The organism is Microcystis aeruginosa LEGE 91341 (genome assembly GCF_015206885.1).
GTDB classification, from domain to species: domain Bacteria; phylum Cyanobacteriota; class Cyanobacteriia; order Cyanobacteriales; family Microcystaceae; genus Microcystis; species Microcystis aeruginosa_H.
On the sequence record NZ_JADEXY010000174.1, the window covers coordinates 1 to 7,786 of the forward strand.

At 45.1% G+C, this 7,786-nt stretch carries 6 protein-coding genes and 1 tRNA gene; 5 read left to right on the top strand and 2 right to left on the bottom strand.

The genetic code is table 11. From position 1 onward, the window contains the following. The first annotated feature begins 196 nt into the window (after window positions 1-196). Both cysC and IQ234_RS18925 read left to right on the top strand, forming a co-directional pair. On the top strand, window positions 197-742 hold the full coding sequence (cysC, locus tag IQ234_RS18920) for an adenylyl-sulfate kinase (protein WP_104395846.1): 546 nt from the start codon (window positions 197-199) through the stop codon (window positions 740-742). 362 nt (window positions 743-1,104) lie between these two features. Further along, window positions 1,105-2,832: an ABC transporter ATP-binding protein gene (locus IQ234_RS18925; protein ID WP_193958214.1), complete on the top strand. Its 1,728-nt coding sequence runs from the start codon at window positions 1,105-1,107 to the stop codon at window positions 2,830-2,832. Between the two features lie 260 nt (window positions 2,833-3,092). On the opposite strand, the gene hflX is transcribed toward IQ234_RS18925, so the two are convergent. Then, a complete protein-coding gene (gene hflX, locus IQ234_RS18930; RefSeq protein ID WP_193958215.1) occupies window positions 3,093-4,736 on the bottom strand; it encodes a GTPase HflX in 1,644 nt (547 codons plus the stop codon). 270 nt (window positions 4,737-5,006) lie between these two features. Between hflX and IQ234_RS18935 the strand changes: the two genes are divergently transcribed. Both IQ234_RS18935 and rdgB read left to right on the top strand, forming a co-directional pair. Then, entirely contained in the window at window positions 5,007-5,909 is a 903-nt protein-coding gene (locus IQ234_RS18935) for a class II fructose-bisphosphate aldolase (protein WP_193958216.1), read from the top strand. A 202-nt stretch (window positions 5,910-6,111) separates the two neighbouring features. Then, complete coding sequence (rdgB, locus tag IQ234_RS18940; protein ID WP_193958217.1) at window positions 6,112-6,705, top strand: RdgB/HAM1 family non-canonical purine NTP pyrophosphatase; 594 nt, start codon at window positions 6,112-6,114, stop codon at window positions 6,703-6,705. Here rdgB and lipA read toward each other — a convergent pair. Next, window positions 6,668-7,573 (bottom strand): lipoyl synthase, encoded by a 906-nt coding sequence (lipA, locus tag IQ234_RS18945; RefSeq protein ID WP_416209686.1) that lies wholly within the window; start codon window positions 7,571-7,573, stop codon window positions 6,668-6,670. The two genes, rdgB and lipA, sit on opposite strands and share 38 nt — an antisense overlap. A gap of 71 nt (window positions 7,574-7,644) precedes the next feature. Between lipA and IQ234_RS18950 the strand changes: the two genes are divergently transcribed. Then, a tRNA-Pro gene (locus tag IQ234_RS18950) sits at window positions 7,645-7,718 on the top strand. Window positions 7,719-7,786: the final 68 nt, after the last annotated feature.

Here is a 7,786-nt window from a genome sequence, read left to right on the forward strand (position 1 = left end):
GGTGTAGGGTGTGGGGTGTGGGGTGTAGGGAGAATAAATAAAATAATCTCCTGACTCCTGACTCCTGACTCCTGACTCCTGACTCCTGACTCCTGACTCCTGACTCCTGACTCCTGACTCCTATCTCCTGACTCCTGATCACTGATCACTGAGATATGGTACGCTAAACAGGATTTAAGTATTATTAATGATTGCTATGAAACAGCGCGGCGTGACGGTTTGGTTAACAGGATTGAGCGGTGCGGGGAAAAGCACGATTACCGAGGCATTACAGGCAAAATTAATCGCTGAAGGTTATTCAATTGAGGTTCTCGACGGCGATATAGTGCGGACGAACCTCACCAAAGGTTTAGGATTTAGTAAAGAGGATCGCGATGAAAATATCCGTCGCATTGGTTTTGTGTCTAATTTGCTCACCCGTCACGGTGTAATTGTCCTAGTTTCGGCTATTTCTCCCTATCGTGAGATTCGCGAGGAAGTACGGGGAAAAATCGGCAATTTTGTCGAAGTTTTCGTGAATGCTCCCTTAAGCGTCTGTGAGGAGCGCGATGTGAAAGGATTATATAAAAGAGCGCGTGCTGGCGAAATCAAGTCTTTTACGGGAATTGATGATCCCTATGAACCACCTTTTAACCCAGAAGTGGAATGTCGCACTGATTTAGAGACTTTAGAGGAAAGTGTCGCCAAAGTCTGGAACAAATTGACGGAATTAGGCTACATTCATCAAGCTGTGGCGGTTTAATCGCTAAATAACTTTGTATTGTTGGAAAATATCCTAGGGACGTGGATTAAAAACGTCTCTACCCCCCGATTAACCCCTTAGGCAAATTTGTTAGTTAATCTCCTTTTCTTCAGTACCTAAGCAAGGTTAATTATACCTCTCAGTTAACCTCTGGCCAAAGTGCAAGAGTGCCTAAACAGTAATCAGTGATCAGTAAACAGTAAACAGTAAACAGTAAAAAGACAGTAGGAAACTTCTATTTAATACTGCTCACTTAAAACTCAACTCTGATAACTGATAACTGATAACTGATAACTGTCTCCTATCTCGACTAGCAAATTAATTTTGCAGGAATACTTAATATTTAAAGGTGCTAAATTATTTTGAAATCTCGCTCTAGTTATTGGAACCTCATTCCCTATCTCCGTCCCCAAACCCAAACAATTATTTTGGCGTTCATCTGTACGATCGGATTTACGGTATTTTGGCCGATTTTAGCTTGGTTAGCTGGACAAATGGCCAGATATATCGGTGAGGGAAATGTGCAAGCATTGGCGACACTTTCGGGGGTGGGGGCAGTGGTTTTTTTACTGCGGGGAATGTCTCAGTATGGGCAAGATTCTCTGATGGCAAAAGCTTCTTTAAAAATTGCCCTAGAATTAAGAAAAAAAGTTTATGCACACCTGCAAACCCTCGGCTTAAATTACTTTGAAACGGCAAAAACTGGTGATTTATCCTATCGTTTAACGGAAGATATAGATCGCATTGGGGAAGTAATTAATAAATTTTTCCATGATTTTATTCCCTCAGCCTTACAGTTAATTGTCGTCTTTGCCTATATGTTTATTGTTAACTGGCAATTGACGATCGCTGTTATTATTATCGCTCCTTTGTTAGGAGTTTTGGTGGGATTTTTTGGTGAAAAATTATTACAATATGCTCGTCGCGCCCAAGCGAAAATATCTAACCTTTCTTCGTTATTAACCGAAGTTTTTGGCGGTATTCGTGTGGTGCAAGCTTTCGCAGCTGAAGATTATCAAACCCAGCTTTTTGCTCAAGAAGCGGAGGAAAATCGCCGCGCTCAATACCTATCGGAATCCACCAAAGCTTTACAATACGTCGTGGTGGGATTTTTGCAAGCGATGGGAGTTATCTTTTTATTCTTCCTTGCGGGTTGGCAAATTTCCCAAAAGAATTTAACTGGTGTTGAGTTTGTTAGTTATGTGGCGGCGGTGGCTATGTTAATCGATCCTATCGCCCATATTACCAGTAATTATAATCAATTTAAACAGGGTCAAGCCTCCATGGATCGGATTTTTGAATTGTTAGCTATTCTGCCAACAATTACCGAAAAACCGAAGGCGATCGAGTTGCCCCTCCATAGCAAAGAAGTTGAATATTGTCAAGTAAATTTTTATTACAATGAGGACAGACAGGTTTTAAAAAATATTAATTTTACTGCACACGCTGGCGAAATGATCGCTTTAGTGGGAGCATCGGGAGCGGGAAAAACCACTTTAGTTAATCTTTTATTGCGTTTTTATGACCCCACTTCCGGCAAGATTTTAATCGATGGGGTGGATATTCGTGATGTGACTTTAAAAAGTCTCCGGCGACAAATTGGCGTAGTTTTACAGGAAAATATTCTCTTTTCTGGTACCATAGCTCAAAATATCGCTTTTGGCCAGGGAGATTTTAATCTACAAGAAGTGGAAAAAGCGGCAAAGATTGCCAACGCTCATCAATTTATCAGTGAACTTTCCCAGGGTTACTATACCTATGTGGGAGAAAGGGGTGTTAATTTATCGGGTGGACAAAGACAAAGAATCGCCATTGCGCGAGCGGTTTTATCTAATCCGAGAATTTTAATCTTAGATGAAGCAACTTCAGCGCTCGATTCGGAATCGGAAGCTTTAGTGCAGGAAGCTTTAGAAAGAATTATGACGGAGCGCACGGTATTTGTTATTGCTCACCGATTAGCAACTGTCAGAAAAGCTAACCGTATTTTAGTCTTAGAAAAGGGTGAAATTATCGAGGTGGGTAATCACGAGGAGTTATTAAATGTTAATGGTCGTTACGCTCAATTTCATGCTAGACAATTTCAAGATTAGTCTATTTGGCGTTAAGAGTTGGGCGTTATTTCTGATTTTATCATTCAAGCTTGGCTTGAGTGATCAAGTCGGAAGTAATACTAAATCCGTTGAGTATAGGCTACATATCAGGAGAGGCACTGACTTGAAAATAGAAGCTGAAATAACGCCAATTCGTCAATCAGAATATTTTCATGTTTGGCGGTGCCAAGTTTGGCATCAGGACTAACTCCTGAATACTGACTCTTGGCTCGGAGAATACTGACAGCTTACTGCTATACTTAAGCGATTAAATCGATTAACTTTTGTTTTAAAGTTTCCAATCCGAGGCGACGAATAGCCGAGATAAAAACAGCTTGGGGATATTTTTCCTTAGCTATTTCCAAATCCTCGCTTTTTACCTGATCCAACTTATTAAACACCATTAACATCGGACCGGTTTGAATCGGCATCTCCGAGAGTATTTTTAACACCGAGGCAATCTGACTTTCCCAAGCTGGATGGGAGAGATCCACCAGATGGAGTAATGCTTCTGCTTCCGTTACTTCCTCTAAAGTTGCCCGAAAAGCATCCACCAGCGAGGGGGGTAATTCATGGATAAAACCCACCGTATCGGTTAGTAAAAGGGTGTGAGAGACTTGGGTGAGGGGATCAGTAATAGTTAAGCGTCGGGTGGTGGGATCGAGGGTAGCAAACAGTTGATCGGCAGTATAAACTTCGGCAGCGGTGAGAGCATTAATTAAAGTAGATTTTCCCGCATTGGTGTAACCGACGATCGCCACACAGGCTACCTCTTGTTTTTGCCGTTGTTTGCGTAAACGGGAACGATGAGCTTGTAGTTGATCCACCTCATCCTGGAGACGGGATAAACGACGTTGAATAGTTCGGCGTTCTGTTTCTAATTTTGTCTCCCCCGGTCCGCGAGTGCCAATTCCTCCTCCTAATCTCGACATGGCTAATCCGCGCCCGGTGAGACGGGGTAAAGTGTATTCTAATTGGGCTAATTCTACCTGTAGTTTACCCGCTTGCGATTGGGCCCGTTGGGCGAAAATATCCAGGATCACCTCGGTGCGATCAACCACTCTCACCCCGATTTGGTTCTCTAGATTGCGAATTTGGGCGGGAGAAAGGTCGCGATTGAATACAACTAAATTAGCCCCCGAAGTTTGCACCTGTAGGGCGATTTCTGCCACTTTTCCCGAACCGATCACTGTTTGAGGATGGGGATGATCCCGTTTTTGTCGGGTGACTTGCAAAACTTTACCCCCGGCGGTATCAACTAAACGTTCTAATTCGCTTAAACCGTCCTCAAACTGGCGATCGCTCATATTGTCGGTCATTAAACCAACCAATAGCACCCGATCTTCGGCTGTATCAACGGTTATAGCGGTAAATTCTCGCTGAAACTCCGCCTCTAGTCCTTCCACTAACTCTAAAAAGTCCTGTTTGCTTAAATCCTCTAGATTTAAGGGCGGGGAAACAGACCAGTATATATTACTATTGACGTTTATTTGACTTTGTGGTATGAGATGCGCCAGATACACTTGCTCCACATAACCGGTTGCCCCACCACCGCGACGGATCATGCCTGTGCCAGTTAGGGTTAAGACCACCAGTGCGTCTAATCTTTGCAGAGCCATGGCGGTTAAACTGGATTCTTTTGGCGGTTCCTGCTTGAGTTCCGTGGCGATGCAACGAATTCCGCAAAGACGCTCGGAACCGTAGCGGGGTAGTTCCAAGAGAGAAAATTGGGTTTGTCGGGGGGTTCCCACTCCCACACGAATTACCTGGCCGCGACGGTTGATATAGGTGCAGAGGGGTTGATGGATATCGGTACTGATGGCCGCCAGTCTTTGGGCGAATTCTGGGGTGGTGAGAGTATCAATGGGCAAGCGTTCATGGTACAGCCTTTGTAGCTGTTTCATCTGACTAGCTTTCAGTCCCTGGGTATTGCCGAAGATGGTATCGATAGGCTTTCCTCACAATTGGGGTTTTATGTATTATTGTAGCGATTATGACACTCGCTGCCCTTTTATACTAAATCCAGTTATTAAAAACTGATTATCTATTTCTCCTATTGCCTTTTGCATGAGTAGAAAACGGGTTTCTCCGAGAAACCCGTTTTCTGTGCGTTACTCAGAAGCCAGCCCTAATTAGGGTAAAATTGGGCAGTATCCATGGTTATTTTCCATATTATGCTCACTTCTACTCAGGAACTCCTCGAAACCGCTCGCAAAAATATCTATGCGATCGGAGCTTTTAATGTTTATAACCTAGAAGGGGTCAAAGCGGTGATTAGTGCCGCCGAGGATTGCCGTAGTCCCGCTATGTTGCAAATTCACCCCAGCGCTTTGCGTTATGGCAGTTCCACCCTCGTCGCTCTCTGTTTAGAGGCCGCTCGCTCGGCCAAGGTTCCTATCTCAGTCCATCTTGACCATAGCACTAAAGCCAGCGACATCTACGAGGCTCTAGAAGCGGGGATGACCTCAATTATGGCCGATGGCTCTCATCTTCCCTACCAAGATAATCTCGCTTTTACCAGAGAAATGACTCGTCTCGCTCACGAATACGGGGCCGTGGTGGAGGCAGAAATCGGCCGAATTAGCGGCACTGAGGACGGGTTAACTATTGCCGAAAAAGAGGCTAAAATGACAGATCCTGAGCAAGCAGTGCAATTTGTGCAAGCGACGGGAGTGGATTCTCTGGCCGTAACTATCGGTAATGTCCATGGTGAGTACAAAAGTCCGCCCCGTCTCGATTTCGATCGCCTGGCCCGGATTCGACAACTTCTGTCTATTCCCCTAGTTTTACACGGCGCTTCCGGTTTACCCCCAGAAATGATCGGGCGATCGATCCAGTTAGGAGTCTGCAAATTTAATGTTAATACGGAAGTGCGTCAAGCCTATATGCAGTCCCTGAAACGGGAAATTTGTGGGCCAGAGGATAAGGATTTATTAGAGATCGCAGGAGAGGCAATTTCCGCAATGAAATCGGTAATTATCGACAAATTAACCCTTTTTGGGGCTGTCAATAAGGCCCACCTCCACGAAACTCCCTACGCTCAAATGTTAGCGGGATTATCGGGGGTTAGGAATTAGGAATTATAAATTATAAATTATGAATTATGAATTGGGGAGTGGGAAGTGGGAAGTGGGGAGAAGGGAGAAGGGAGAAGGGAGAATAAATAAAAATAATCTCCTGTCTCCTGTCTCCTGTCTCCTGAATACTGACTCCTGAAGTCTGACTCCCGACGACCGGCTCCTGACGGTTAAAATAACTGATCACTAAGATAAAATGCCAATGAAAAAATTAATTCTAGCCACGAGTAATCCGGGTAAATTGGCAGAGATAGGCGAATACTTAACTGATATCGACCTAGAATTGCAGTTAAAACCCGATTATTTAGAGATAGAGGAAACTGGGGCGACTTTTGCCGAAAATGCCTATTTAAAAGCTGCTCAAATTGCCCTAACATTGGGAGAATGGTCGATCGCCGATGATTCGGGATTGGAAGTAACCGGGTTAGGAAATGCCCCGGGGATTTACTCGGCCCGCTATGGTGAAAATGATCGGGAAAGAATCGATCGCCTCGTCAGAGAATTAGGGGATAATCAGGATCGTTCGGCCCGTTTTGTCTGTGTAATTGCGATCGCGCGTCCCGATGGTGAGATTGCCTTGAGCGCCACAGGAATCTGTACGGGAGAAATTCTCACCAGTCCTAGGGGTAAAGGTGGTTTTGGTTACGATCCGATTTTTTATGTTCCCGAATACGCTTTAACCTTTGCGGAAATGTCTCCCGAATTAAAAAGAAAAATTAGCCACCGAGGACGAGCTTTTGAGCAATTGCTGCCCCATCTCAAGACTCTCGCGGATACAAATTCATCAAGGCTCTGACTTGTTCAGCATGATAAGAGCTTCTTGTCAAGGGACTCGCAACAATTTGTAAAAATCCCAGAGATTCCCCGTATTCGCGCCAAGCTTGGAACTGTTCGGGGGTGACAAATTCCTGCACACCGAGATGTTTTGAGGATGGTTGCAGATACTGCCCGATGGTGAGAATATCACAATCGACGGCCCGTAAATCGCCCATCACTTGCCGCACTTCCTCGTCGGTTTCCCCCAATCCCACCATAATGCCCGATTTTGTGTAGGTAGCGGGAACAATGGCGCGAGCGCGCTGCAATAATTCTAGAGAACGCTGGTAATCACCCTGGGGACGCACGCGACGATAGAGACGGGGAACAGTTTCGGTATTATGGTTTAAAACTTCAGGTTTAGCGGCAAGAATCAAAGCTAAAGCCTGCCAATTGCCGCAAAGATCGGGAATCAGCACTTCGATGGTGGTTTTCGGTGAAATGCGGCGAATTTCCTCGATACAACGGACAAATTGACTAGCACCCCCATCAGCCAAATCATCGCGATTGACAGAAGTGATCACTACATGATTAAGATCAAGACGTTGCACGGCTGCCGCTAGTCGCAGGGGTTCCGTGGAGTCTAAAGGTTGCGGTTTTTTCTCAAAATCGATGTCACAGTAAGGACAGGCGCGAGTGCAAGCAGGACCCATAATTAAAAAGGTAGCCGTCCCCGCGTGGAAACATTCGCCGATATTAGGACAGGAAGCCTCCTCACAAACGGTATTTAAGCCTAAATCGCGTAAAACCTCCTTAACACTGCCGACTCGTTGCCATTGCGGTGCTTTTACCCGTAACCACTCTGGTTTAACCGTCACGCCTGAACTACTCCGATAATTTTTGCCTATATATGTAATATCCTAGCAAGTCTCGACCCACTCAAGGCCGAATATGCTATGATGATTTAGCTGAAAATTTTCGGGATGTAGCGCAGCTTGGTAGCGCACTTCGTTCGGGACGAAGGGGCCGCAGGTTCGAATCCTGTCATCCCGATTAACGACAATCAAGGGTAGATCCCCCCGCCTATCGGCACCCCCCTTAATAAGGGTAGATCCTGTCTC

Coding starts and splice junctions, on each gene's coding strand:
- cysC (WP_104395846.1), top strand. CDS start 197: ATGAAACAGCGCGGCGTGACGGTTTGGTTAACAGGATTGAGCGGTGCG.
- hflX (WP_193958215.1), bottom strand. CDS start 4,736: ATGAAACAGCTACAAAGGCTGTACCATGAACGCTTGCCCATTGATACT.
- IQ234_RS18935 (WP_193958216.1), top strand. CDS start 5,007: ATGCTCACTTCTACTCAGGAACTCCTCGAAACCGCTCGCAAAAATATC.
- rdgB (WP_193958217.1), top strand. CDS start 6,112: ATGAAAAAATTAATTCTAGCCACGAGTAATCCGGGTAAATTGGCAGAG.